The sequence below is a fragment of the Nitrincola nitratireducens genome (assembly GCF_000585235.1).
Lineage (GTDB): Bacteria > Pseudomonadota > Gammaproteobacteria > Pseudomonadales > Balneatricaceae > Nitrincola > Nitrincola alkalisediminis.
In genome coordinates, this window is record NZ_AONB01000004.1 from 84,207 (window position 1) to 109,250 (window position 25,044).

Here is a 25,044-nt window from a genome sequence, read left to right on the forward strand (position 1 = left end):
TATCCCATTGTGATGTTGTTCGGCTGTATCAAGATCGGTAGCTGGTATAACGCTGGGTTGTCCATTCGAACGTGTCCAATACGGAATGAAGCGGCCTGTGTCTAATTGACTGCCCGTATGCAGCTGTCTCTGAAAAACATATCTTGATTATCAAGTGCTTGAGGCTCCCAAATGGAATAGGTGCTGTTGAGTTCAGGATTGCCATTTAGAATTGCCGACAGCAGGCTATTTATTCGCGCACGATCACTGCCCATCGCGCGGCGGCTGCCTTCTTGTTGTGCGACCTGAAAACTCATTGCCATAACATTCGCCGCATCTAATCCAACTTGTAACGTTGATTGAATGTTACCTGCGCGAGCCGTTGCAAGGTCGAGTAGGTTGCGAACAGCGGATGCTTCCACCAATGCAGATACTTGAGTATTGACGATTGCTTGCGCCGATTTAGCCTTGTAAAGGCTATACATCACCAGCGTACTGGTTGCCAAAATCAAGCATCCACCAGCGGCTAAAGCGATTTTGAAACGAATATTCCAAATCATGTAGGACCTCATTGATTGTAATTATTAGATTGGAGGGTCAATTCAGAATTGGTGAAGTCAAAAAGGCTCACGGCTGACTTCCAACCCTGAGCCTTGTGTTGCCTATCGATAAAATGCAGGTTGTTCAGGCATCTCGATTGGTTCAATTTGTCCAGATGTTTGTGCCAGAACACAGACATCGCTGGCAACAGCGGCTGCATAGCCATCCCAAGAAGTGGGGCCGGTGATTGAATCTTTGGCAACGCCATCGATAAACATCTGTAGTTCTACATCAAATGCAGCGACAAAGCGCTTTTTCCAGTCCATCAAAATAGCATTTGATAGTTGCGCTTGCTTTCTCATCAAAAGACTCTCAGGTTCAGGCAAGTTGATTACACCTTCCTCACCAACAACTGAACATTGAATGTCGTATCCATACTGACAATTAACGAATATTTCAACATCGATTCGAACCCCTTTAACGGTTTCGAGTAGTACGATTTGTGGATCAGCTAGTTGACTGTGCGAATATCGACTTTTACGAGGAAAGACCACTTGTGCAGTTTTAAAGTCGTCGTCAAGCAACCAGCGAAATACATCCAATTCATGAATTAACGTGTCATAGATTGCCATGGGTGTGATATAGCTTTCAGGTACGCTTGGGTTCCGATGCGCACAATGCAACATCAACGCCTCGCCAATCTGACCTTTATCAATAGCATTTTTTAGGAGTAAGTAGCCGCTGTCATATCGACGCATGAAGCCGACTTGCACTAAACGCTTTCCCCCGGCAACCTCTGCATCGACAATGCGTTTGCAGCCATCAGCTGTGTGAGCAAGTGGCTTTTCACAAAATACGTACTTACCTGCTGCCAGAGCGCTTAGTACGTACTCTTCATGAGTTGGCCCCCATGACGTGACTAGAACAGCATCGACGTTATCTGCTTTGATCAAGTCATGACCGTTGTCATAAATTTGAGCGTCTAAATTTAAACGGTCAACCACTGCTCTTGCTTGATCAGGGTTGACATCTGTAACGGCAACAATTTTACCGCCTGTAAGAGTTTGACTGATACGTTTTGCATGATCTTCGCCAATCATACCGGTTCCGATTACGCCAATTCTAACTGTCATGAGTGTATCTCCAAGAAAAAAATTTTGTTGTTATTGCCAGTATTTATCAACATAACGTTGAATTTCTTCGCGCATAAACCGTGATGATGTTTCGGCCCGTTCTTCCCATCCAAAAACACAGCTCGATAACACGCCGTCAAAGCCCATGTCATGTAAAGTTTTAAAGAAAATATCCCAATTTATTTCGCCTTGCCCCATGTCTAAATGTTGATGAACTCTCGCATTTGATCCTGGCGGGTTGACGATATAACGCAATCCAGAAGAAGCTTTGTGGTTAAAAGTATCAGCGACTCGAGCATGAACAAGCTCGCCTTGTGTCATTCGTAAGGTTGTTTCTAGATCATCACCGTAGTAGAACGCATGGGGGGCAATGTATGAGCACTTGATCGCTTTTGAGTTAATCGTTTTAATGATGTCAACAGCGGGTTCCATCGTTTCTATCCAGTCTTCTGGATGTGGCTCGATGCTGAGTGTAAGGCCTTCACGTTCTAAGATAGGGACCAGAACGTCAATGCTTTTCCAGAAGGCGTTTTCACAGGCTTCAGGCGAATGAATACCTTGCTTGTCAACCAGAGAACGCTCAGGTGAACCTCCTCGGCCAAACTCGGAAATTAAAAGCTCACATTCCATTTCAAGTGCCACTTCAATGACTCGCTTCCAGTTTTCAACTGCATTTAAACGCTCATCCTCATACGGGCTAGACCAGCGATACATGGGTTGCATACTCGCAAGAGTAAGTCCGTAATCTTTTAGTGCTTTTTTGAAGTATTTTACCCGATCAGGGTAAACACGAGGGCGTGTCCACCATTTCACAAAATCATCACGAGGAGAAAGCTCTAGGTGTTCATAACCAAGTTCTGCAGTTAAGCGACAGGTTTCTTCCAACGAAAGATGTCTGTGCATGTAAGGATCTAGTGCAATTTTCATAGTGCTCTCCTACTGTGTTGTGATTATCTTAGGCATTCAATTGAGCATGAATGAAATCCATACTTGCTTGAACTGCAGATAAGGGGTCCGTTAAATTCCATACGGACTCCGCAAACGGCTCGAAAGAAATGTAACCGTCATAACCTGATGTCAGCAGAGTTTTGATTTGTTCAACACTGTTTAAACGATCATTGGGCCCCACCAGTAAACGATGAGAGTCAAGCATGTCGTCAAATGAAATTTCGGGATCCTCAACACCGGAGATATGTACTAAGCCAGTTTGTTTTGCAAAAAACTCGCTTTCTTGTGCACCGACGTGATGAAATGTGTCATGTACAAGTCCGAAACGTTCACTGAGACCAAGTGCACTTATGGTATCGATAATTTGACGTTTCGTGCGTATGGAGGAAATAGGGAAGCCCAATGCTTCGACATACCCTTGAATTTCATATTTTTCAAGAATACCCGCTAAGGCTTGTAAGGATTCACTAAGCTGGGCTTGCTTTTCGTCGGCAGATGCGGTGTTGTTAGCATCGACGAGGGGGCATAGCACCAGACCTCTACCACCACATGCTTGAACAAGCGATGCTAATTTTTCAGCTTGAACCTTGCGCTCTTCATTCCAAATATTGAATGGGTATAGTGCGTTAATACTCAGAATTTCAATACCCTGACGTTTAGCAAGTGTGCCTAGGTCACGAGCTTGAGCAAGATCAATTACAGAGTTGCTTTGTACATCATTACGCAATTCAACGGCCTTTAACCCCATAGTAGCTGCTGACTGTATTAGCTCAGATGCAGTAAAGCGTGGGCAAATCATATGATTAAGAGCAAATTTTGGTGATAGGTTTGGCATGATAGATTTTCCAGCGTTGAGTTTAAGTTTTTGTATTTAACAGGTACATTCGACAATGTAGCCAATTAAGGTTAATCCACTGAGAGATAGATTAACCTTAATAGTGGATTAGGTTTTCTTACTGCGTTTACGTTGGCGGTGTTGATCAACAATCACTGCAACAACAATAATTCCGCCCTTGATGATATCTTGGTAATAAGCGTCAACCCGCAAGAAGGTAAATCCTGAAAGAACAACACCCAATATAAGTGCGCCGATCACCGTACCCAGAATGCGACCACGACCTCCCGATAAAGAGACACCGCCAATTACTGCTGCGGCAATTGCATCAAGTTCATACATCATACCCATGCCAGCTTGGGCTGTTTGAATACGGGCGATGGCAACCATCGCAGCTAAGCCGGTTAAAAGTCCTGCAATGGCGTAGACTTTCATAATATGAGCATCAATATTTATACCAGATACACGTGCAGCTTGAGGGTTTGCTCCAATCGCATATGTAAACTTACCAAAGCGTGTATAGCGCATGATGATGTGAAAAATAACGGCCACCCCTAAAAAAATAACCACAGGTGCCCAACGGTCAAGTCCATTGCCAAGCATGGTAAAACTTTCAGTAAAACCAGAAACTGGACGGCCATCTGTATACCAACGTGCTACACCGCGTGCCGATACCATCATGCCAAGCGTAGCAATGAAGGGTGGAATTTTCGTTTTGGCGATTAAAAAGCCATTTAACAATCCAGCTAAGCCGCCAACAAAAAGGCCTACAAGCAAAGGGATGAAGAAAGGAAGATCCGTTAGAGTAGGGTAAAGAGCTCTTGCCCAATCAGAGGATTGAGCGAATGAGCCTGCTATCATCGCACACATGGCAACGACAGAGCCTGACGAAAGATCAATACCTCCAGTAATAATGATCATTGTAACGCCAATGGCGATAATACCGATCACAGATACTTGAAGCACAATAATTTGAATACGGTTCATATTGGCTAAAAAGCTTTGGCCAACAATCATCCAGCCCAGTACTTCGAATAATAAAGCGATACCAATCAATACTAGTAGAATGCTAAATTCTTGAGGGAAACGTTTTTTATTCCCCTGGGGTTTAGTCTCTATTTCTAAGGGGGATGTAGCGGCTTTTGTTGTCATAGTAACCTCTATCATTTTTATGTTTGTTATATGGTTAGCTTGAATAAAATAAACTGGTTATTGGGAAGCAAGCTCCATGATTTTCACCTGACTCGCTTCTTGACGGTCTAGAATTCCAGTGACATGTCCTTCATGCATGACCATGACTCGATCACTCATTCCAAGTACCTCAGGCATTTCAGAGGAAATCATGATGATGGCCACACCCTTGTGGGCCAGTTTCGAAATTAAGGCATGAATCTCAGACTTTGCACCTACATCTATGCCGCGAGTTGGCTCATCAAGAATAAGAATTTTAGGGTGAGTCATGAGCCATCGAGCAATTAAGACCTTCTGTTGATTTCCACCGGACAAATTTTCAATACATTCGTGCATATCTGGTGTTTTGACCCTTAAGACTTTACTCATGGCAAGGCTATCGCATTCAAGCTGTTTCTCGTTCACAAAGCCTGCTGTGCTGTATTTATCCTGAAGTACCGCAATTTGAATGTTCTCTTGTATATCCAGTGACAAAAAACATCCTGTGTCTTTACGATCCTCAGTTAAAAATGCCATGCCGAGCTTGATGGCTTCTTGTGGGGAGGAAATCCTGACCTGCTTGCCATCGAGTGTTATTGTGCCACTGTCAGCAGGTGTTACTCCAAATAAGGCTTCTGCTACATTTGAACGACCCGAGCCAACCAATCCAGCAATTCCAAATATTTCACCTGCACGCACATTAAATGAAACGTTTTCAAACACACCATTAAGTGTCAGGTTTTTAACCTCAATAACGGTCTCACCAATGTCAACTTCCTCTTTAGGGAACATCTGGGTGAGCTCACGACCAACCATCATTTGAATGATGTCATCACGTGTTACATCGGATGATAAATGTGTACCTATGTAGCACCCGTCTCGAAAAATTGAAAACTCATCGGCTATTTCAAATAGTTCGTTCATCTTATGAGTAATGTAGACAATTCCAATTCCTCTTCCCCGCAACTCTCTGATTATTTCAAAGAGATGTTCAACTTCATTTTCAGTAATTGCGGAGGTCGGTTCGTCCATGATTAGGACATCAGAGTTGAAGGAGACGGCTTTGGCGATTTCCACCATTTGTCGATTAGCAACAGATAATTCTGATATAGGAGCTTCTGGATCAATGTTACGAATATTTAATCGTTCGAATAACTCTTGTGTCATATCGCTCATTGCTTGATGGTTGACTAAACCAAACGCATTTTTGGGTTCACGTCGAATCCAAATATTTTCTGCAACGGTCATATGATCCATTAATAAAAGTTCTTGATGGATCATAGCAATACCTGCTTCTTGAGCAGTAAGAGGATTATCAAGTTTTACTGCTTCACCGCGAAGCCTGATCTCGCCTTGGTCTGGCTGGTAAATACCTGCGATAATCTTCATAAGCGTGGATTTTCCTGCGCCGTTCTCACCCATCAAAGCATGAACGGTGCCGGGTCTTATGCGAAGGGATACATTATCTAATGCGACAACCCCTGGAAACTCTTTTCGAGCGTTTGTCACTTCTAAGACGTACTCGTAATTTACGTTAGATGGGACCGGATTCTGCATTTGCAGGGCAGATGTTGCGCTATTCATAGATAACCTCTTAGAAACTCTTAAACAATGATGATTTAAACGTCTATTGTCGGTGTTAGACTCTTGCATGGTGTGCACACCATGCAAGAATGCTTAGTTATCGATTAATATAATCATCTAAATTGCTTGGGGTAACGAGCTCAAAAGGTACCCATACTTTGGTGTCGACTTCTTCACCTCGTGCTAACTTAATTGCAGCGTCGATAGCGGTTTCACCTTGACCTGCTGCATTTTGGAACACGGTTACATCCAAGTCTCCAGCTCTCATGGCTTGCAGTGCATCGGGTGTTGCATCAATACCAGCGACTACAACGCTGTCCATCTTACGACCACTCGCCTTTAATGCCTGAATAGCACCAAGTGCCATTTCATCGTTGTTCGAAATTACAGCATCAAACTCAATGCCAGCTGCAATCCAGTTTGTCATAAGGTCATTACCAAGAGTGCGTGACCACTCCGCAGTTTGTTCTGCTACAATTTTAAGACCCGAACACTCTTCGGTCGCAATCACATCATGAATGTCTTGCGTGCGCGCTATCGCGGCCTGATTGGAAAGCTCGCCCATCATGATGACCACATTCCCTTTGCCTCCGAGTAAACGACACACTTCTTGTGTTTGAATTGTGCCTGAAACTGTCTCATCAGAAGCAACGAATGCTTGATTTGTTGGAAGATTATCAACATTGACGGGTTGACGGTTAACATAGATGAGGGGTATGCCTGCGCGGCTGACGTCGCTACTGATCGAAACTGTGGCATCTGTATCAACAGCATTGATAATGATCGCATCAACATTGCTGGCAATAAAGTTCTGGATTTGATTTAACTGACGTCCAACCTCGTTGTTGGCATCTTCAATTTGAACGTTGACCCCTTGTGCTCGAGCAGAGTCTTGGATTGCACCTCTTAGAGTAGTTAAGAAGTTGTCATCAAACAAAGCCATTGATACCCCAATTCGAAGATCTTGCTATGCCCGACCAATGGGGTTGCTAATAGAGCAGAAGTTAAGCTGATCAAAGCAATTTTTTTAAGGGAAAAGGTTTTCATATTATTTTTATCTCCTTTATCGAGTGTCCGATTCACTCATTCGTTTCGGATGGTAGAGCGTTTACATCTTGTTTATTTTGCAATAACTCCATTTGGAATTGTTATTTCCAATTTTAAATTATTGGAATATTTTTTCCAAGTTACTGCTGATAGCATTCCATGTCAATAGTTTTTGGAGAATTTTTAAACTGAACCGAGTGGTAAGGGACTTACTTATCTTCTATACCCAGCGAGAGTCCGGCATCTAGCTACCCTGTCTAGGATTATGGATTTTAATCGGCTTTTTCGGACTCTAAGCGGTAGGCTAAAGCAATCGATAAGGTTTGCGCCAAACATAAAGATGAATTCAGTGATCGGAAGCTGCGGACCTGAGCCTCTTGTACAATCAAGCAAGCAGATGCATGGCGTGCAAGGGGACTTAATGGGCTGTCTGAAATCACAATAAGCGGTACTTCTTTTTCAAGTGCAATGTTGGCAACATTAAGTGTTTCTTGACCATAAGGTGAAAAACTAATCGCTATCACCGCATCTTGTTTACCAATGGCTTGTGCTTGTTCGGAGTACATTCCACCAATCCCATCAATTAAGTAAGCGCGTCTATCTACGTGCCGTAAGGCATAGGCAAAATAGGAGGCAATCACAAACGCTCTTCGCACCCCAACAATATGTGTGGCTTCAGCGGCTGCTAGAATATCCAGCACCTTATTGAGTGTGTCCGCATCTATCTCATGGCTGAGTTGTTCAAGGCTAGCGATATTGGCTGCACTGAATTCATCAAGAAGTTGTAGCGGGCTTGGCGTATCCGATTGGCCATATTCTTGGCGGACTAGGCGAATACGCTCGCTGTAATCGGGAACGCCTTCTATAAGCTTTCCTTTGAAAAGCCGTTGCATTTCAGTGAAACCTTGAAACCCAAAGGCATTTGAAAATCGGATAAGCGTTGAGGGCGTAACGCCTGCGTTGTTGGCGATGACGGCCACCGTTTCTAACGCGATATCTCTTGGGTTTTCGAGTAGGTAGCGTGCTGTTTGTTGCAGTCGTTTACTAAGAGAGTTGTATTCGTCCATAATTTGCTTTTCAAGATCTTCAAAGCTCGTCGCTGTTATTTTTGTCATATTGATTTCCGCTTTTTAAGATAAGGTTGAAGCCTTAGTGCTAAGTCAGGCAGGAAAGATCATAACAAAATGAAATAAAAATTCCATTTTTGTATAGAATTTTTATTCCAAAAGTGTTTAAGCAAAGTAGAATAAGAGCAAACAGGGTGCCAGCAGGAAAGTCCTACTGGCACTTGTCATTACGAAGCAGTGTTTATTCTCGCTTGATTCGGTTTCCGCACGCAAACTCATTGACATTGATGACATGATCGCCAATGCGCTCTAGACGGTTCAGTGCATCAATAAATACAACGCCTGCTCTTGGAGCGTAGTTGCCATTTTCAAGGCGATTGTAGTGATTTTTACGAAAGGTTTTACGCTGTTTATTCACACGTTTTTCAAGGCTAATTGCTTCATCTAGTTTGACTTCATGTGGCTCTTTGGCAACATTTTGCACCATATTGGTAATCGCGATATGCAGCACATCCATCATGATTTTAATTTCTTCGTAGGCTTCTTCTGGCCAGCTTGAGCGGTATTCTTCTAGTTTTTCTGCCATTTTTGCTATTTGGTAATAAATATCGCCAATACGTTCTAAGTCATTCAGCATGGCTTGCATATTATGAATGCGCTCAGTGAGTTCGTGCTCCAATGAGGTTCGTTCGCTGATTCTAACCAAGTAGTCTGATATTTCAATTTCGAGACGATCGGTTGCTTTTTCATCTTGACGTAGTTTTTTGATGAGCGCTTCTTTGTCAGCGCTAGGATCAAATAGCAACTCACTGACACGGCCATGCATTTGATCGATAATGCCAGCGAATATTTGAATTTCTTTCTGTGCTTGTTGAATGGCAAACAGCGGGGAAGTCATCATCCCAGTGCTGATGTATTGTAAATGGAACTCGTCTTTCTCGCTGCCGTTTTCCGGTTGGATATATTCAACAAATCGAACAATATAGGGGACTAAGGCAAATAAAATAATGACGTTCAATACGTTAAAGGATGTGTGAAACAATGACAATGCGAGTGTCGCATTGGATCTAGACTCAATATCACCACTCATCACCGATAGGGAGGATTCAGTGAAGTATTGGACTACATGGTCAATTAAGTTTAGAACAGGGTAGATCAGAAGCATCATCCAAATGACGCCAATAACATTAAAGAAGAAATGGAAGCGGGCGGCTCGCTTTGCATGCACATTTCCCACGAGTGCCGCTATGTTAGCTGTGACGGTGGTTCCAATGTTTTCCCCTAAGATCATCGCCGCGGCAACTGGAAAGGATACCCAGCCTTCGAATAGCATGACGAGTGTAATGGCGGTTGCCGCAGATGAGGACTGTGTTAGTAGCGTTAAAATTGTACCAACAAATACAAACAGGATAAGGGATAAAAAGCCATACTCAGTGAAGCCATCTAAAAAACTAAAGAGAGCTGGGTTACTGTTAATGTCGGGGACAGAGCCTTTAATAAACTCAAGCCCAATAAACAAGATCCCAAATCCAACCATAGCCTCGGCGATATTGCGCCAGCGTGCATTTTTGGAGAATAGGAACACAAAGAAAATGCCAATCACGGCAAGTGCAATCGGTGTGATTTTAAACTTGAAACCAAATAATGCAACCAGCCAAGCGGTAATGGTTGTACCAATATTGGCCCCCATAATCACGCCTGTCGATTGAATGAAGGTCAGTAGGCCTGCATTTACGAAGCTAACCGCCATCACGGTCGTGGTGGTCGAAGATTGGGTGATGGCCGTAGTAGCAAAACCGGTAACAACGCCGGTAAAACGGTTTCGCGTCATTCCGCTGAGAATGCCTTTGAGTCGATTGCCGGCTATTTTTTGTAGGCCTTCACTGAAAATTTTCATTCCAAAAATAAAAATACCCAGCGAACCAATGAGTTGTAAAAAATCAAAGAGTGTGTACGACATGACCTACCTATGCATGTTTATGACAATTAGATGAACATTTTATGTCATAAATGTGACATATTTGTGACATCTGCATTATTTTTGCGTTGGGTTGTTACAGTCCCAAGTGATCAGCAGCAGACAATAAATCAGCAGGGCATCGAACCACTTAGATAACTTTAGGTCAAAAACGTTGATTCTGAGACGGTAAACGGGCGTAATTGGTTCCATATTACGATTTTAAGCAGGGGATCTAGTGGCCGAATCCACATCTACACAACGGCGAATGACACGGTTTTTTCAAGCTGCCTTTTGGATCTTGTTGTTGGTTCTATTGTCGTTATACTTTTCGGGTTATTTGGACCAGCGTAATAATCCTAATCGGAATTTGGCCGTTATTGATCTTGAAGTGAGCTCCGAAGTCGTGTTGCAAAGCAATCGTAATGGGCATTATATCGCTCCTGGATTCATTAATGGACACCCCGTTACCTTCTTGTTGGACACTGGAGCAACGACTGTGAGTGTGCCCGAAAGAGTTGCGAAAAAAGTGGGCCTTACACCTGGGCGGGCGGTAAGAGTGAGCACGGCGAACGGGGTTGTTTCGGTATATCAAACGCAGCTCAATACGGTTCAGCTCGGTGGAATTCAAATGCAGTTAGTCGAAGGGCATATCAATCCCCATATGTCATCAGACATTGTTTTGCTGGGGATGAGCTTCATGCGTAATCTCGAAATTAATCAACGCGCAGGTGTTTTGGTGCTTAAACTTCCTTAGTTGTCGCTTTGAACTTCGCGCGTCTGTGGGCAATACTCAAGACTGCTCACAAATTGAGTGGTGACCCGTTATGTTAGACATCATTAAATCCGTCCTTGCCGCTTTTTTTGGCGTCCAGTCGGATCAAAATCGACGTAAGGATTTTCAACGCACATCCCCCTGGCCCTACATAGGGGTGGGAATTTTGATGACAATTATCTTTATTCTATTGGTCGCATTCGTTGCGCATCTGGCTGCAAAATAATCAATTATTTTTTTGCGCGTTCTAGATTCCTGTCTTAGACTCAATTCATTCAATACGTTTGGCTTCATTTCCTGATTGATAACAATAATAGGAGGGAGTGATGATCCGGCTTACATTTGCGGCATTTCTCGGATTTGCGTTATTGCCAGTCTTTGGCAATGTTCATGCGTCTTCAATTAATACCTCATCGGGTTGGAATATGCCGGTGGGCGTTACGGACATCAGTCAAGAAGTCTTTCATCTCCATATGACGATTCTTTGGATTTGCATCGCAATTGCGGTGGTTGTCTTCGGCGTCATGTTTTGGTCTTTATTTAAGTATCGTCGATCAAAGGGTGCTAAATCTGCACACTTCCACGAGAACACCTTTGTTGAAATTATGTGGACGGCCATTCCAATGGTGATCTTGGTGGTGATGGCGATTCCCGCCACTGCCACTTTAAAAAAGATGTACGACACGAGTAATGCCGATATTGATATTTTGGTGACAGGGTATCAGTGGCGCTGGCGTTATGAGTACTTGGGTGAGGATGTCAGCTTTTTTAGTAATCTATCAACCCCTAGAGAGCAAATATACGGTCAAGAAGCGCGCGGCGACTTTTACTTGGTCGAAGTGGATGAGCCGATGGTGGTTCCAGTGGGTCGCAAGATTCGATTATTGCTTACGGCAAATGACGTGATCCATTCTTGGTGGGTACCTGATTTAGCGGTGAAAAAAGATGCCATCCCCGGCTTTATCAACGAGTCTTGGACCCGAATTGATCAACCGGGTGTCTACCGAGGTCAGTGCGCCGAACTCTGCGGTCGTGACCATGCGTTTATGCCCATTGAGGTCAAGGCTGTGTCGGAAGAGGAGTATACGGCATGGTTGGCAAGCAAGCGTGACGCCGCCATGGCGGAAGCACAGGGTGCCGACAGGGAATGGGCGTTGGATGAACTGATGGCGCGAGGTGAAGGAACGTACAATACCTATTGTGCGGCGTGTCATCAACCGGATGGTAAAGGGCTTCCACCTATCTTCCCTGCACTGGCAGGCACTGGGATTTCCATTGATCCAAACGCTCGACAAGCCCATATCGATATTGTGCTGTATGGCAAGACAGGTACGCCTATGCCTGCATTCGGAACGACGCTGTCTGCCGCCGAATTAGCCGCAGTTATTACCTATGAGCGAAACGCTTGGGGCAACGATACCGCCGATAGTGTTCAACCCGCTGAAATCCGTGACTTGTTGGGTTCACAATAATAAGAGGTGAGTGAGATGGCATCTGAATCAACGCACGCGGTTCTTCAGCCAAATGTCGGTACAGCTGAGCAGCATGGACATCACTCTGCTCAGATGCCAACGGGCATTATGCGCTGGGTATTAACCACTAACCATAAGGAAATCGGCTCGCTCTATTTGCTCTTTTCTCTGCTGATGCTGTTTGTTGGTGGAACCATGGCACTGGTCATTCGGGCTGAGTTGTTTCAACCTGGATTGCAGTATGTACAACCCGAATTCTTTAACCAAATGACAACCATGCATGGATTGATCATGGTTTTCGGCGCGATTATGCCGGCATTTGTCGGGCTGGCCAACTGGATGATTCCCATGCAGATTGGTGCGCCGGATATGGCACTGCCCCGGCTCAATAATTTCAGTTTTTGGTTATTGCCGGTCGCATTTGGGATCTTATTATCAACCTGTTAATGGAAGGAGGTGGACCGAATTTTGGCTGGACATTCTATGCGCCTCTATCAACGACCTATGCACCGCCGTCAACCAGCTTTTTTATTATGTCTATCCACTTAGCGGGGATAAGCTCTATTCTTGGCGCTATTAACATAATTGCGACGATTCTAAACTTGCGCACTCCAGGCATGCGCTTGATGGATATGTCGTTATTTGTTTGGACCTGGCTCATTACCGCTTTCTTGCTTATTGCGGTAATGCCCGTGTTAGCCGGTGTTGTGACGATGATGTTATTGGACATTAATTTTGGCACCAGCTTTTTTGATGCAGCAGGGGGTGGGGATCCTGTTTTGTTCCAGCATTTATTTTGGTTTTTTGGTCATCCTGAAGTGTACATCATGATATTGCCTGCTTTTGGTATCGTATCCTTGATTGTTCCTACCTTTGCGCGCAAACGTTTATTTGGCTATGCATCGATGGTGTATGCAACCGCCTCTATTGCGCTGTTATCCTTTGTTGTGTGGGCCCATCATATGTTCACGGTGGGTTTGCCTTTGACTGCCGAACTGTTTTTTATGTATTCAACCATGTTGATTGCGGTTCCAACAGGGGTGAAAGTCTTTAACTGGATAGCGACTCTATTTAGAGGATCGATCACCTTCGAAGTCCCGATGCTCTTTGCACTCGGCTTTATTGTGATGTTCACGATCGGTGGTTTATCGGGTGTGATGCTTGCGATTGTGCCAGCTGACTTTCAATACCATGATACCTATTTTGTAGTAGCTCACTTTCACTATGTGTTAGTTCCGGGAGCGCTCTTTGCTATTTTAGCGGGAGCCTACTACTGGATGCCGAAATGGACAGGCCATTATGCAGACGAAACACTGGGGCGCTGGCATTTCTGGTTATCGGTGATTGGCGTCAACTTAACCTTCTTCCCTATGCATTTCTCAGGTCTCGCTGGCATGCCACGCCGTATTCCAGACTATGCCTTGCAGTTTGCAGATTTTAATATGATTTCATCCATTGGTGGTTTCTTGTTTGGCTTCTCGCAATTGATTTTTGTTTGGGTATTGGTAAAAGCCATTCGTGGTGGTGAAAAAGCGCCGGCTAAGGCATGGGAAGGTGCTGAAGGCTTGGAATGGACAGTGCCTTGTCCAGCACCGACCCATACGTTTGAAACGCCACCTAAATTTGTACCTGAAGTTGACTCTCCGAGTCGACATTAATGGGGAGGTCGCTGTGTCTAAGTCACAGAGTTCTGATGAGGGCGTTAAACGCACGGTACGAATAACACTTTGGGCGTTGTTGGGCATGGTGTTGTTTACCATTGCGCTTGTGCCCTTGTATGACGTGTTTTGCGAAGTCACAGGCTTGAATGGCAAAACGGCGACATCGGCTCAAGTCATGAGTGCTCAGGAGCGTGATGACACTCGATGGGTTCGTGTGCAATTGGTCACACGAAGCGGAACCGGGCTGCCTTGGCGTTTAGAGGCTCTAGATCAAGTCATTGCCGTCCATCCAGGTGAAATTGCACAAGCGCGTTTTCGTTTTACCAATACCAGTGATGTTCGCAGCTCAGGTCGAGCCGTGCCGAGTGTAAGCCCTTCACAAGGGGCTCGGCATTTTAGAAAAATGGAGTGCTTTTGCTTTCAGGAGCAGTGGCTTGAAGGCGGTGAGTCCATCGAGTTGCCGTTGGTTTTTCAGGTTGACCCTGCATTACCTGCTGATATCCAAACCTTAACGCTTGCCTATACCCTTTACCCTATGAGTGAGGTGGTTGCCCAAGGAGGTTACCGTGAGTAGTCAATATTATGTTCCGCCCACCAGTAAATGGCCGATTATTGCCGTTGTGGTATTGGGTTTAACCGCAGTGGGAGCAGGCTCGTTAATGAGCTATGGCTCAGGCTTGCCCTTCTTATTGGCGGGTCTTGTGGGGATTGCGTTTGTTATGTATGGCTGGTTCCGAGACGTCGTCAATGAGTCGATGGGCGGCCTGTATGATGCGCAAATGGATCGATCATTTCGGCAGGGGATGGGTTGGTTTATTTTCTCGGAAGTGATGTTTTTTGCCGCCTTTTTGGTGCCTTGTTTTACATTCGCGTATTTGCACTCCCATGGTTGGATGGGCAAGGTGCAAAAGGCATCACGGCATTACTATGGCCTGACTTTACTGCTAGTTGGCCATTAATGAATACGCCAGATCCCAGCATCGGAGGGCCTAATGCGGTCATTAATCCTTGGACGCTTCCACTGATCAATACCTTATTGTTGGTGTCGTCGAGCGTTACATTGACCGTTGCACACCATGCGTTAAAGGAAGGCAACCGACCAAAATTAACACAGTGGTTAATTGTGACCTTGGCGTTAGGTTTTGTGTTTTTGGTCATCCAAGGCATTGAGTATGTCGAAGCTTGGACACAATTAGGGCTAACGCTGCAGGCCGGTATTTATGGCTCGACTTTTTTCCTGCTAACAGGCTTTCACGGTGTGCATGTCACCATTGGAGCCATTGTGTTACTCGTGATGTTGCTCCGCATAAGACGAGGGCATTTTAGTGCAAACCAACATTTCGCATTTGAAGCGGGCGCGTGGTATTGGCACTTTGTGGATGTGGTGTGGATCGGCTTGTTTCTATTTGTGTATGTCTTTTAAGCTCTCAGCCGAGATGGCCGGATGTAAAACCATAGACGAGCAAAAAAAGCAGTAGGCAGGCTAAGCTGACGCGCACTTTGAGTGATGTTAGTACTCGGGTGGATGAACTGGGATCTTTGAGTAAAAAACCAGCACTTAAGCTTAAACTGGTTAGCATTGCCAAAAATACAAGTGCAATAAGGATTTTTAGCATGAAAGACTCCAAGTATTTGTCATCAATGGCATTGAGTCCTGTCAGTCGAACAAATAAAACAGGTTGGGTCAAGCTTCATTTTAAATGGATTGTCTGGTGGGTGTTTTGGACGGCATTAATGCTGCTGGGTTTGGCTCTGTCTCAGTGGCAGTGGACACGTGCAGCAGAAAAAACTCAAATACAACAGGCTTGGCTATTGGCACCTGTGATCGAACAACCTCAATTTGAACCGCCTGCTTGGAGCAACCTCTCGTTAACGGGAGAGTTTCTAACATCGGAAACGCTTTGGCTCGACAATCGGATTTATCAAGGGCAACTCGGCGTTGCGGTGCTAACCCCGTTGATGACCGGTCAAAACCAGTGGTGGCTAATTCAAAGAGGTTTTATCCCAACATCGGTGGATCGTCGTATTGATCCCGTAGTTGAAACGCCTTCGGGCCAAGTCACCCTTACGGGCCGTTGGCAAACGGAGCTGGGTCGACAGTTGGTGCTGGGCACGAATCGCGAGGGTATGCGTTTGCAGTCGATTGACTTAAGCGCTTGGCAACACCTTGGTGACCGGGTGTTTGAAGGGGTGGTTCATCAAACGGACGGGGACGGTTTGCTGCAACCTTGGTGGACGCCTAATCAAATGCCTCCTGAGCGACATCAAGCCTACGCTGTTCAATGGCTCATGCTATCTGGACTGTGCATTGTTGTGGCTGTGCTGGGGTTTCGTGTGATGACGAAAGAAGCAAGGAGAGAGTCGTGAGAAATCGTTTAAAGCTATTGTGCCTAATCTTTGTTCTTGGTGCGCCTATGCCAATGGCTTGGGCGATGTTGCATTGGCAAATCGGCATTCCTGATCATAAAGTGGCGCATGGGAATTTAGACCATGATCGTCCGATACTCAGTCAATGGCCAATCGGTCAGCTTCCGGATCAATCCCAGTGGTGGTTGGTTTGGTCAACACATGAGACCTGTGATGATGTTTGTTTAGCCGAAGCCGATAAATGGTGGCGACTGCATCGAGCCTTAGGGCGTCAAGCTGAACGGGTCCTGCGTTTACGTATTGGCTCTGATACCGATGTATTGCCCGGCGAAATTGCTGTCTTTTGGGAAGGAAAAGCCCCCGATTGGCATGAAGCCTATAGAGTATGGCTCGTTGATCCACAAGGTCATATTGTTACAGAGTACCCTGCACAGGTCGATGCACGTAGTGTCCATAAAGACTTGGAACGACTGTTAAAGCGCAATCCAGAAAAATAAGTTGTGAGTTTTACTGGTGAACATGCATTTTTGATCTAGTCTTAGTAAAGATCGCCAAAAAACAATTATAAATCGGGGTGATACATGGATTCGAACTCATTTTCCTATGAGTCTTCACCAGCCAAACTCAACATGGCAATTCGTCTGAGCAGTTTGGGAATAGTCTTTACATTCATTGTGATTTTAGTAGGGGTTTGGACACGTTTAGTCGATGCGGGGCTAGGGTGTCCTGATTGGCCTGGATGCTATGGTGCACTCGTTGTACCCAATGCAGAGCGAGCCAGTGATTTTGCACCTCATATACCGCTTGACCCTTTTAAGGCTTGGGTTGAGATGGTTCATCGTTACTTAGCATCCTCTCTAGGGCTTTTGGCAATTGTATTGGTCGTTCTTGCTTGGAAAAATCGTCACTTACGCAATTATCCTGTTGGCGTCAGTGTATTGCTGCTACTGGTGATTTGTCTGCAAGGTGCGTTTGGTGCTTTGACCGTTACGCTCAAACTTTGGCCACAAGTGGTCACATTGCACTTGCTGGGTGGCTTTACTGTTCTCGCAATTTTCTTCTGGCTGAGGTGCCGCTTAGGCGTCTGTCAACGCCAGCCTGTTACACGCTCATCTTTACCTAGGATTTGGTGGTTGGCTATTGCACTCTTGACCCTTCAAGTGGCATTGGGAGGCTGGACATCCAGTAACTATGCGGGTATCGCCTGCACAGGTTTTCCAACCTGCAATAATGAATGGTGGCCAAGTTACATGGATTTTAATGAAGGCTTTCACATCACTCAGGAAGTGGGGCCCAATTACTTGTATGGTCAACTTCATGCAGGGGCACGTACCGCCATTCATTACACACATCGTATCGGTGCTTTAGCGGTCGGTATCGCTTTACTGATGTTATGGCATTATGGTCACACCAAGCAACCATCAATTAGGGGGATCACTCAGTTGATGCTTGGCATTTATGCACTGCAGATCACGCTTGGCATAGTGCTGGTTCTATTTTCGCTCCCGCTCTCTGTTGCGCTGATGCATACAGCGGGTGCTGCCGTGTTGATGCTCTGTTTATTGCGAACAGGTTGGCGTTTGTCGATTGCTCAAGTTTCCTACAGTCCCGCTACTTACAGGAAGGTCTCTCATGCGTAATTCAAATCTACTTATTGCTCATAAATGGGATTTTGCGTCGGGAAGAGCGCTAGCACGTGATTACTTTGAGCTTGGAAAACCCCGCGTTGTGGTTGTGATGCTCGTGTGTGCGGCTGTGGGAATGGCATTATCTGTGCCGGGTGTACCAGACCCAATGATGGCCTTCTTGGGGCTGCTTGGAATTGGCATGTCGGCAATGGGGGCGGCGGCATTTAATCATTTATTGGATCAGCGCTTAGACAAACTGATGCTGCGCACTTCAAGAAGACCTGTTGCAGAAGGGCGTGTGAAAAGTTGGCAGGCTGCGCTTTATGCCTTGGCACTTTCTATATCGGGTATCAGTTTGCTTTGGTTTGAAGTAAACCCTCTAACGGCTGTACTCACTGCAAGTGCTTTATTGGGGTATGCTGTGGTTTACACGGCGTTTTTGAAATGGGCAACGCCGCAAAATATTACCATTGGGGGGTTAGCGGGTGCAGCGCCACCTTTATTGGGTTGGACGGCGATGACGGGGCAGCTTCACGCCGATGCGCTGTTACTGGTATTGATCATTTTTGCCTGGACCCCACCGCATTTTTGGGCTTTAGCCATACATAAAAAAGAGGAGTATGCCAAGGCGGGTGTGCCGATGTTGCCAGTGACCCATGGCAACGAGTTTACACGGCTGCAAATTTGGTTGTATGGATGGTTGACGGTGGCCGCAACCCTGATGCCTGTTGCATCTGGGATGAGTGGCTGGATTTATCTAGTGGGAGCGCTCCTGTTAAACAGCAAGTTTATGTATTGCAACTGGAAAGTATGGAAGGGTGATGATCCATCGGCTCCTTTATCCGCTTTTTGGTTTTCTATTCGCTATCTTCTATACTTATTTTGTTGGTTATTATTTGATCATTATTTTTTCATATGGGTCTAAACGTAAACGGAGTCTAAAGCGTACAACGATCAGTATCACTCGATATTAAGTAACACGAAAATAAAAACAAAATGAACAGTCAAGCGATCAACAGAAATGGAGTGGTGACTACCCTCCAAGGAGCGAAACTATGTTACTGCAGCAAATCAGTGGTGTGATGTTTCACCAGCAAAATATTTGGAAGACGATCCGAGAGCGGCGCTATACTATTCAAGAGTGCTACACACACGTTTTGGTATGGCTTTGTGCAATTCCACCCGTTAGTTTCTTTATCGGAACAACGCAAGTGGGGTGGAGTGTCGGAACGGGCAGTTATGTCAAGTTAACAACCGACAGCGCGTTTATGATCGCTGTTGTCTTTTATATTGCGTTATTGGTTGGGGTTGCATTTATAGCGAATGTGATTCATTGGATGGAAAAAACCTATGGCGCACAATCTGATCTTGCTCACTGTATGGTACTCGCAACCTGTACCGCGACGCCCTTACTCTTAGCGGGAATTACCGGCTTATGGCCGATGCTTTGGTTTGTGGTGGGTGTTGGGCTCATTGCTCTGGCTTATACAGTGTACATTTTATATTCAGGAGTACCTGAGTTGATGAACATCCCCGCAGATCGCGGATTTATGTTCTCAACGTCTATCCTAACCGTGGGGATGGTAGTTCTGGTGAGTATGTTAGCCTCCACTGTTGTCCTCTGGGACCTTGGTATTAGCCCAACCTTTGTATCGGGTTAAAGGGTATTTCGTTTTAAGGAGGGTTTTGGTGGCACCAAAACCCTCCACTTCAGTGAAATTACATCTATGAAATATCTTAAGCCTTTTGGAATATTGGCATTGATACTCGCGGTAGCGGTGAGTGTTTATGTGCACTTCTGGCCGAAAGAGCCTTTGCCTGAGCAGCTTGTCTTGGCCAGCCTATCCGGACAACCTGCGTCATTCAGTGATGTAAAAGGCGATTTGTTGATCGTGAATTTTTGGGCAACCTGGTGTCCACCCTGTGTGCGTGAAATGCCCTTATTAGAGAGCTATGCAGCGAAGGAGGGGGTTTCGGTTGTTTTAATTAACCAAGGTGAGACCGTACCGGCCATCAACCAGTTTTTAACCACCCACCAGCTCGACTTTCAACATCTCTGGCTGGATCCTCGGCAAGAGGCCTTGCATCATATGAAGGTCAGAGGGCTGCCAACAACTCTGTTTTATTCCCGTGAAGGGTATTTGCTGGCAAGCCATCTGGGTGAGTTGTCAGAAGAGGATCTTCAATCTCTAGTGAGTAAACATCTTTAAGCTAGAGAAGCAGGGCTAGATCCTGCTCTATCGGCCCACAAGGGGTATTGATGATACTGAGCATGAGCGGTCTGAACTTTTCTAAAGACCAATGACATGCAGTTTCCCAGTTGACTTGCACGTTGCAGCGCTTGCATTTCGTGCTGCTTTAGAGGTGTGCTCACCCACAACATGACTAAACTACTAAGACCATTTTCCGCTGCTTTGCAGGCCAGAGCGCATGATCCATTCTGATCAGCATGAACCATTCGTACGTTATTCGGATGTATGCCCGCGTCTAAGAGTAGATGTACGTCGGGGTAGTCTTGTGGTGGGGAAATCAGGGTGATCCACTTTTCTTGATGGGCGACTTTTTCAAGCGCAGGGCGAACAAGTCGAGCATCGGCAGAAATGCATTCGATTGCAGTATAGGTTGAGTACATCGTTTATTCCCTCAATACTGATCATTTATACAGTTACTGTATTTATATACAGTATTTTAGGTAAAATCAAGCAAAAGAGACAATCAGTCAAAGAAAGATAAATGAAGAAATGAAGAAATGAAGAAATGAAGAAATGAAGAAATGAAGAAGTAAAGTATGGATGTATGACGACTTCACGCCTAACAGTACCCTGAAGGGCATAAACACCCTAGAGGGCATAAATACCCTGAAGGGCATAAATCAGAGGCGTGGAGTCGTCACCTAAGCGAAGATAGGATTTAAGCGCGTGACAGGAACTTGCCGGTTTCGGTGTTAACTTTCACTTTTTCGCCGGGTTCTATATATTCCGGGACTTGAATTTCTAAGCCGGTTGCCAAAATAGCAGGCTTGGTGCGCCCTGTTGCGCTAGCTGATTTCATGCCGGGTACAGTTTCAACAATTTCCATCACCACTGTAACTGGCATATCCAGAGCAATCATATTGCCATCGACTAACAGGGCCATTAACCCTTCCATGCCATCGGTTAAATAGTCAATCTGATGTGCAATGATGTTGCTGTTAATGGTGTATTGGCTGTAGTCTTCAAGATCCATAAAGGTGTAGAGATCATCTTCTTTGTACAAAAAAGACACTTTGCGACGTTCAAGCTGAACATCCTTGACAATATCATCACCCACATAGGTTTCTTCGTGCTTACGTCCGCTAGGGACCTGTGCAAAGCGGACTTTATACAGTGTGGCTGCTCCACGGGCAGATGGGCTTTTAACATCGACGTTTTGGACAATGTAAAGGTTAGAGTTAATTTCAATCACGTGTCCGCGTTTTAGTTCAACAGCTTTAGGCATAGTTTAGGTCTCAGATACAATCCAAACGAGCATTTTATCTGAGCGCAAGGTATCATTCGAGTTAAATGTGTTCCCGCAATGGAGTATTTCATGCGTTACCCTGCATCGCGTTTACCTCAGGTAGGTACAACAATTTTTACCCAAATGTCGCAACTTGCATCAGACCATCAGGCCATTAATTTATCGCAAGGATTTCCTGATTTTGAGGGGCCACAGGTGCTCCTTGATCGTGTCGGGGAATACATTAAAAAAGGCATGAATCAATATGCGCCCATGACAGGGGTGGAGCCTTTGCGTTTGGCCATTGCCGATAAGATACAGCGTTGCTATGGACGCAAGGTGTGCCCTCAAGCTGAAGTAACAGTCACTTCAGGTGCAACAGAAGCCATCTTTGCAGCAATTGCAGCGACCGTTAGGCCGGGTGATGAGGTCATCGTTTTCGATCCTGCCTATGACAGTTATGAGCCTGCGATCCTGCTTAACGGCGGCGTAGCAAAACACATTCAACTGGACTCATATGATTTTTCAATCAATTGGGACGCAGTGCGTGAAGCGATCACCGCGAGCACGCGTATGATTATTCTTAACTCACCTCATAATCCAAGCGGAGCGACGTTATCTGTCGAAGATGTTGCGGCCTTGGAGGCTCTGGTTGAAAACACGGATATCTTGATATTGGCCGATGAGGTGTATGAGCATATCCTGTTTGATGGGCGTCATCACTTAAGTTTGCATCGTTATGAGGCATTGGCTGAGCGCAGTTTTATTGTGTCTTCGTTTGGCAAAACCTACCATATTACAGGTTGGAAAATTGGCTATTGCGTTGCACCGGCGGCTTTGTCGGTTGAGTTTCGTAAGGTCCATCAGTTCCTCACTTTTAGCACCAGTACACCCATGCAGTATGCCTTGGCGGATTACCTAAACCTAGATAAGGATCACGATCAAGCCTTAGGTGAGTTTTATCAAGCCAAGCGAGATCGCTTTAATACGGCCATGCAGGACAGTCGATTCCAATTTACGCCCTCGCAAGGGACGTATTTTCAGCTGATGGACTACTCAAATATCTCTGATATCAATGATGTTGAGTTTGTGCATTGGTTGGTTAAAGAGGTGGGGGTCGCTGCGATCCCCTTGTCGGTGTTTTATCAAAAAGCGCCTCCAGAGTTACGATGGGTGCGCTTTTGTTTTGCGAAGCGGGACGAGACACTTGATCAAGCGCTGGAGCGGCTGATCAAGGCATAAGAAAGACGTTTATTTACGGGGAGGAATAGAGTAGGTGCTGACAACATGTGCCACCATGGACTCTTCCTCTCCCTCACTGTAAAGCTCTACCTCGCCAATGACCAAGCGCTTGCCTAATTTTAGGATGGTGGCTTTTGCCATGAGCGCAGCGTTTGCACTGGGTTTGTTTAAAAAGTGACAGGTGAAATCTGTGGTCACGGTTAGGGCTTCTGGCCCAATTCTAGATAGAATCACCACATACAGCGCGACATCGGCCAGTGCCATCATCGTGGGGCCCGAAACCGTATTACCTGGGCGTACATGCGTGTTATCGATGGGTAAACGTAACAGGGCATAGTCTTCGGTGATTTCAGCAACTTCGCCATTAAATTGTGGATAGACATCCTGCAAGAAAGCAGTCATATCGTCTTGATTCATTAAAAGTGTTTGTTGAGTCATAGTCTTATCGTGTATGAAGGGTTGACAGAATAGGTTCGAAAAGATCAACAGCGTCAGTCCTGTTCGAACCTATGGCCTTTAGCTTGACGATTTACTAGAGGGTAGCAAACCATCCGCACGGAACATAGCTTTTATGCCACGTAAGGCTTGGCGAATACGGTCTTGATTTTCAATCAATGCAAAACGCACATGATCATCGCCATAATCACCAAAGCCAACACCCGGCGACACACACACCTTTGCTTCTGCCAAGAGTTTTTTGGAGAACTCCAGTGAACCTAATTCAGCATAAGGTTCAGGAATCTTCGCCCAGATGTACATTGATGCTTTGGGTTTCTCAACCATCCAACCGATTTCATGTAAGCCTTTCACCAACACATCGCGCCGTTTTTGATAACTGGCTGTAATGTCTTTTGCACACTGTTGGTCGCCTTCAAGGGCAGCGATGGCCGCAACCTGAAGGGGCGTAAAGGTGCCGTAGTCGTGGTAGCTCTTAATGCGGGCAAGTGCGCTCACCAATTCGGGGTTTCCCACCATAAAACCAATGCGCCAACCAGCCATGTTGTAGCTTTTTGATAATGTAAAAAACTCGACTGCAACCTCTTTAGCCCCCGGCACTTGCATAATCGAGGGCGCTTTCCAGCCATCGTAAACAATGTCGGCATAGGCGAGGTCATGCACGACTAAAATATCATGCTCTTTGGCTAGGGCAATCACACGTTCAAAAAAGTCCAATTCAACGCATTGAGCCGTGGGATTCGATGGAAACCCTAAAATCATCATTTTGGGTTTAGGAATACTTTCTTTGATGGCGCGTTGCAGCTCTTCAAAAAAGTCCATTCCAGGGATCAATGGCACGGAACGAACTTGAGCACCGGCAATGACGGCCCCATAGATATGAATAGGGTAGCTTGGATTGGGTACAAGTACACCATCTCCACGATCAAGCGTGGCAAGCATCAAGTGAGCTAGCCCTTCTTTGGAGCCAATGGTGACAATGGCTTCGTGCTCAGGGTCAATATCCACCTGGTAGCGTTCTTGGTACCAGTGGCTAATGGCGCGACGTAAGCGCGGGATGCCGCGAGAAGTCGAATAGCCGTGGGTATCAGGACGTTGTGCCACTTCACAGAGTTTGTCTACGATGTGCGCTGGTGTGGCCCCATCAGGGTTACCCATGCTCAGATCAATAATATCTTCGCCACGACGGCGCGCAGCCATCTTGAGCTCTGCTGTAATATTAAATACATAGGGGGGTAAGCGCTCGATGCGCTCAAAACGACGTGGTTTTGACATGTGAGTCTCTCTATATACGTAAGCGCCCGGAACCGTCCGAGCGACGCTGGCTGATGCTTCAGCCGTCTGAGCACTAGCTGCGGTTGGATTTGACGTTGATCTGCTTGATCGGCCAAGTGCGACGGGCGGCTAGTGAACTCGAATTCAACGATAGACAAAACCCTTTCGCTTGTCGAGAGCTTAAGACACATATTTTTATATGTGTTCAAGCGGGCGCGTCGCAGCAAAATACACTTAAAAGCGTCATTTGTGCACGATAAAAGTATTTAATAATGATTATAAATAACATAAATACAGTCTTTGATGAAAAAGAGCGTATAATGTTTGACCTTCTTTTTTAGGAAAGAAATGAATTATGACTGGGATGTTAAAAAATATCCGAGTAAAATGGTCTACTTTCGTGGCAGACTGCGTACTAGTGAAAAAACACG

25 protein-coding genes and 2 pseudogenes are annotated in these 25,044 nt (G+C 45.5%); 13 read left to right on the forward strand and 14 right to left on the reverse strand.

All coding sequences use genetic code 11. From position 1 onward, the window contains the following. Positions 1–101: 101 nt before the first annotated feature. The 9 genes from D791_RS19540 to D791_RS05690 form a co-directional block, all read right to left on the reverse strand. On the reverse strand, positions 102–539 hold the full coding sequence (locus D791_RS19540; RefSeq protein ID WP_081763750.1) for a hypothetical protein: 438 nt from the start codon (positions 537–539) through the stop codon (positions 102–104). Between the two features lie 102 nt (positions 540–641). Next, the gene (gene iolG, locus D791_RS05655) at positions 642–1,652 is read right to left on the reverse strand and encodes a bifunctional inositol 2-dehydrogenase/D-chiro-inositol 1-dehydrogenase (RefSeq protein WP_036508926.1); all 1,011 of its coding nucleotides are present in this window, start codon (positions 1,650–1,652) and stop codon (positions 642–644) included. A 30-nt stretch (positions 1,653–1,682) separates the two neighbouring features. Then, entirely contained in the window at positions 1,683–2,579 is an 897-nt protein-coding gene (locus D791_RS05660) for a sugar phosphate isomerase/epimerase family protein (protein ID WP_036508929.1), read from the reverse strand. Positions 2,580–2,607: 28 nt separating this feature from the next. Beyond that, positions 2,608–3,435, reverse strand: a complete 828-nt coding sequence (locus D791_RS05665; protein WP_036508932.1) for a TIM barrel protein — start codon at positions 3,433–3,435, stop codon at positions 2,608–2,610. Positions 3,436–3,543: 108 nt separating this feature from the next. After that, entirely contained in the window at positions 3,544–4,587 is a 1,044-nt protein-coding gene (locus tag D791_RS05670; protein ID WP_036508935.1) for an ABC transporter permease, read from the reverse strand. A gap of 57 nt (positions 4,588–4,644) precedes the next feature. Then, a complete protein-coding gene (locus tag D791_RS05675) occupies positions 4,645–6,189 on the reverse strand; it encodes a sugar ABC transporter ATP-binding protein (protein ID WP_036508938.1) in 1,545 nt (514 codons plus the stop codon). A 97-nt stretch (positions 6,190–6,286) separates the two neighbouring features. Next, the gene (locus tag D791_RS05680) at positions 6,287–7,132 is read right to left on the reverse strand and encodes a sugar ABC transporter substrate-binding protein (protein ID WP_157682252.1); all 846 of its coding nucleotides are present in this window, start codon (positions 7,130–7,132) and stop codon (positions 6,287–6,289) included. A gap of 376 nt (positions 7,133–7,508) precedes the next feature. Continuing rightward, a complete protein-coding gene (locus D791_RS05685) occupies positions 7,509–8,351 on the reverse strand; it encodes a MurR/RpiR family transcriptional regulator (protein WP_036508941.1) in 843 nt (280 codons plus the stop codon). Between the two features lie 193 nt (positions 8,352–8,544). Then, entirely contained in the window at positions 8,545–10,263 is a 1,719-nt protein-coding gene (locus D791_RS05690) for a Na/Pi cotransporter family protein (protein WP_036508944.1), read from the reverse strand. A 235-nt stretch (positions 10,264–10,498) separates the two neighbouring features. Here D791_RS05690 and D791_RS05695 point away from each other — a divergent pair, with 235 nt between their 5' ends. From D791_RS05695 to D791_RS05715, 6 genes and pseudogenes are all read left to right on the forward strand, one after another. Beyond that, on the forward strand, positions 10,499–11,017 hold the full coding sequence (locus D791_RS05695; RefSeq protein ID WP_237748528.1) for a retropepsin-like aspartic protease family protein: 519 nt from the start codon (positions 10,499–10,501) through the stop codon (positions 11,015–11,017). Positions 11,018–11,087: 70 nt separating this feature from the next. Further along, the gene (locus D791_RS19545) at positions 11,088–11,261 is read left to right on the forward strand and encodes a DUF2970 domain-containing protein (protein ID WP_081763751.1); all 174 of its coding nucleotides are present in this window, start codon (positions 11,088–11,090) and stop codon (positions 11,259–11,261) included. 100 nt (positions 11,262–11,361) lie between these two features. Further along, a complete protein-coding gene (gene coxB / locus D791_RS05700; protein ID WP_081763752.1) occupies positions 11,362–12,507 on the forward strand; it encodes a cytochrome c oxidase subunit II in 1,146 nt (381 codons plus the stop codon). 195 nt (positions 12,508–12,702) lie between these two features. After that, positions 12,703–14,165, forward strand: a pseudogene (locus D791_RS05705) (cytochrome c oxidase subunit I). Between the two features lie 13 nt (positions 14,166–14,178). Next, positions 14,179–14,742: a cytochrome c oxidase assembly protein gene (locus tag D791_RS05710; RefSeq protein WP_036508949.1), complete on the forward strand. Its 564-nt coding sequence runs from the start codon at positions 14,179–14,181 to the stop codon at positions 14,740–14,742. After that, positions 14,735–15,591 (forward strand): annotated as a pseudogene (locus D791_RS05715) (cytochrome c oxidase subunit 3). Before D791_RS05710 ends, D791_RS05715 begins: the two are co-directional and overlap by 8 nt. A gap of 4 nt (positions 15,592–15,595) precedes the next feature. Here D791_RS05715 and D791_RS05720 read toward each other — a convergent pair. Beyond that, complete coding sequence (locus D791_RS05720) at positions 15,596–15,784, reverse strand: DUF2909 family protein (RefSeq protein ID WP_036508951.1); 189 nt, start codon at positions 15,782–15,784, stop codon at positions 15,596–15,598. Between D791_RS05720 and D791_RS05725 the strand changes: the two genes are divergently transcribed. The 6 genes from D791_RS05725 (at position 15,783) to D791_RS05750 (ending at position 20,373) form a co-directional block, all read left to right on the forward strand. Further along, a complete protein-coding gene (locus D791_RS05725) occupies positions 15,783–16,535 on the forward strand; it encodes an SURF1 family protein (protein ID WP_051514279.1) in 753 nt (250 codons plus the stop codon). The genes D791_RS05720 and D791_RS05725 overlap by 2 nt on opposite strands. Beyond that, the gene (locus D791_RS05730) at positions 16,532–17,032 is read left to right on the forward strand and encodes a hypothetical protein (RefSeq protein ID WP_036508953.1); all 501 of its coding nucleotides are present in this window, start codon (positions 16,532–16,534) and stop codon (positions 17,030–17,032) included. The genes D791_RS05725 and D791_RS05730 overlap by 4 nt, the downstream gene beginning before the upstream one ends. An 84-nt stretch (positions 17,033–17,116) precedes the next feature. Further along, the gene (locus tag D791_RS05735; RefSeq protein WP_051514280.1) at positions 17,117–18,175 is read left to right on the forward strand and encodes a COX15/CtaA family protein; all 1,059 of its coding nucleotides are present in this window, start codon (positions 17,117–17,119) and stop codon (positions 18,173–18,175) included. Next, positions 18,168–19,088 carry a heme o synthase gene (locus tag D791_RS05740; protein WP_036508955.1) on the forward strand — a complete coding sequence of 307 codons (921 nt, stop codon included), beginning with the start codon at positions 18,168–18,170 and terminating at the stop codon, positions 19,086–19,088. Before D791_RS05735 ends, D791_RS05740 begins: the two co-directional genes overlap by 8 nt. A gap of 130 nt (positions 19,089–19,218) precedes the next feature. Further along, positions 19,219–19,824 (forward strand): Yip1 family protein, encoded by a 606-nt coding sequence (locus tag D791_RS05745; protein WP_036508957.1) that lies wholly within the window; start codon positions 19,219–19,221, stop codon positions 19,822–19,824. 66 nt (positions 19,825–19,890) lie between these two features. Then, positions 19,891–20,373, forward strand: coding sequence for a TlpA family protein disulfide reductase (locus tag D791_RS05750; protein WP_051514281.1), 483 nt, complete (start codon positions 19,891–19,893; stop codon positions 20,371–20,373). Here the strand turns inward: D791_RS05750 and D791_RS05755 are convergent. Both D791_RS05755 and efpL read right to left on the reverse strand, forming a co-directional pair. Continuing rightward, entirely contained in the window at positions 20,370–20,795 is a 426-nt protein-coding gene (locus D791_RS05755; RefSeq protein WP_036508959.1) for a hypothetical protein, read from the reverse strand. The two genes, D791_RS05750 and D791_RS05755, sit on opposite strands and share 4 nt — an antisense overlap. A 278-nt stretch (positions 20,796–21,073) precedes the next feature. Beyond that, entirely contained in the window at positions 21,074–21,640 is a 567-nt protein-coding gene (gene efpL / locus D791_RS05760; protein WP_036508961.1) for an elongation factor P-like protein EfpL, read from the reverse strand. A 90-nt stretch (positions 21,641–21,730) separates the two neighbouring features. Between efpL and D791_RS05765 the strand changes: the two genes are divergently transcribed. Then, complete coding sequence (locus tag D791_RS05765; RefSeq protein ID WP_036508963.1) at positions 21,731–22,882, forward strand: pyridoxal phosphate-dependent aminotransferase; 1,152 nt, start codon at positions 21,731–21,733, stop codon at positions 22,880–22,882. Between the two features lie 9 nt (positions 22,883–22,891). Here D791_RS05765 and D791_RS05770 read toward each other — a convergent pair whose 3' ends face one another. Beyond that, positions 22,892–23,320 (reverse strand): PaaI family thioesterase, encoded by a 429-nt coding sequence (locus D791_RS05770; RefSeq protein ID WP_036508965.1) that lies wholly within the window; start codon positions 23,318–23,320, stop codon positions 22,892–22,894. Positions 23,321–23,398: 78 nt separating this feature from the next. Next, positions 23,399–24,613: an alanine transaminase gene (gene alaC, locus D791_RS05775; protein WP_036508967.1), complete on the reverse strand. Its 1,215-nt coding sequence runs from the start codon at positions 24,611–24,613 to the stop codon at positions 23,399–23,401. Positions 24,614–25,044 lie beyond the last annotated feature (431 nt).

Coding starts and splice junctions, on each gene's coding strand:
- D791_RS19540 (WP_081763750.1), bottom strand. CDS start 539: ATGATTTGGAATATTCGTTTCAAAATCGCTTTAGCCGCTGGTGGATGC.
- iolG (WP_036508926.1), bottom strand. CDS start 1,652: ATGACAGTTAGAATTGGCGTAATCGGAACCGGTATGATTGGCGAAGAT.
- D791_RS05660 (WP_036508929.1), bottom strand. CDS start 2,579: ATGAAAATTGCACTAGATCCTTACATGCACAGACATCTTTCGTTGGAA.
- D791_RS05665 (WP_036508932.1), bottom strand. CDS start 3,435: ATGCCAAACCTATCACCAAAATTTGCTCTTAATCATATGATTTGCCCA.
- D791_RS05670 (WP_036508935.1), bottom strand. CDS start 4,587: ATGACAACAAAAGCCGCTACATCCCCCTTAGAAATAGAGACTAAACCC.
- D791_RS05675 (WP_036508938.1), bottom strand. CDS start 6,189: ATGAATAGCGCAACATCTGCCCTGCAAATGCAGAATCCGGTCCCATCT.
- D791_RS05680 (WP_157682252.1), bottom strand. CDS start 7,132: ATGGCTTTGTTTGATGACAACTTCTTAACTACTCTAAGAGGTGCAATC.
- D791_RS05685 (WP_036508941.1), bottom strand. CDS start 8,351: ATGACAAAAATAACAGCGACGAGCTTTGAAGATCTTGAAAAGCAAATT.
- D791_RS05690 (WP_036508944.1), bottom strand. CDS start 10,263: ATGTCGTACACACTCTTTGATTTTTTACAACTCATTGGTTCGCTGGGT.
- D791_RS19545 (WP_081763751.1), top strand. CDS start 11,088: ATGTTAGACATCATTAAATCCGTCCTTGCCGCTTTTTTTGGCGTCCAG.
- coxB (WP_081763752.1), top strand. CDS start 11,362: ATGATCCGGCTTACATTTGCGGCATTTCTCGGATTTGCGTTATTGCCA.
- D791_RS05725 (WP_051514279.1), top strand. CDS start 15,783: ATGAAAGACTCCAAGTATTTGTCATCAATGGCATTGAGTCCTGTCAGT.
- D791_RS05720 (WP_036508951.1), bottom strand. CDS start 15,784: ATGCTAAAAATCCTTATTGCACTTGTATTTTTGGCAATGCTAACCAGT.
- D791_RS05735 (WP_051514280.1), top strand. CDS start 17,117: ATGGATTCGAACTCATTTTCCTATGAGTCTTCACCAGCCAAACTCAAC.
- D791_RS05740 (WP_036508955.1), top strand. CDS start 18,168: ATGCGTAATTCAAATCTACTTATTGCTCATAAATGGGATTTTGCGTCG.
- D791_RS05745 (WP_036508957.1), top strand. CDS start 19,219: ATGTTACTGCAGCAAATCAGTGGTGTGATGTTTCACCAGCAAAATATT.
- D791_RS05750 (WP_051514281.1), top strand. CDS start 19,891: ATGAAATATCTTAAGCCTTTTGGAATATTGGCATTGATACTCGCGGTA.
- D791_RS05755 (WP_036508959.1), bottom strand. CDS start 20,795: ATGTACTCAACCTATACTGCAATCGAATGCATTTCTGCCGATGCTCGA.
- efpL (WP_036508961.1), bottom strand. CDS start 21,640: ATGCCTAAAGCTGTTGAACTAAAACGCGGACACGTGATTGAAATTAAC.
- D791_RS05765 (WP_036508963.1), top strand. CDS start 21,731: ATGCGTTACCCTGCATCGCGTTTACCTCAGGTAGGTACAACAATTTTT.
- D791_RS05770 (WP_036508965.1), bottom strand. CDS start 23,320: ATGACTCAACAAACACTTTTAATGAATCAAGACGATATGACTGCTTTC.
- alaC (WP_036508967.1), bottom strand. CDS start 24,613: ATGTCAAAACCACGTCGTTTTGAGCGCATCGAGCGCTTACCCCCCTAT.